General features: G+C 41.9%; 1 pseudogene. It reads left to right on the forward strand.

Features of this window, described 5'->3' with window-relative positions:
- Nucleotides 1-82 precede the first annotated feature (82 nt).
- Nucleotides 83-351 (forward strand): annotated as a pseudogene (locus H5123_RS20400) (IS110 family transposase); the annotation flags it as partial.

The raw sequence follows: 351 nt of genomic DNA on the forward strand, positions 1-351 counted from the left end.
GCTTGATACTCATTGAGCCTCCTCCCTAGCAAGCCGCATCAGCGGTATGCTTAAGGTGACTAAACCAACAGGAGAAAGCTCAATGAGATTTTATAATAACTCACATCCATACTACTGTGGTATCGATTTACATGCACGCTTACTTTATGTCTGCATCATTGATTCTAAAGGGGAAGTTGTTGTTCATAAAAAGATAGGTGCCAGCAAAGATGACTTATTACTCATACTAGAACCCTATATCGGCAATGTGATTGTCGGCGTTGAGTGCATGCATTGCTGGTATTGGGTGTCAGATTGGTGTGCTGAACTTGGGATTGATTTTGTACTAGGTCATGCGCTTTATATGAAGGC

Origin of the sequence: Shewanella sp. SR43-4, from assembly GCF_014163845.1 — a bacterium.
GTDB lineage: Bacteria > Pseudomonadota > Gammaproteobacteria > Enterobacterales > Shewanellaceae > Shewanella > Shewanella vesiculosa.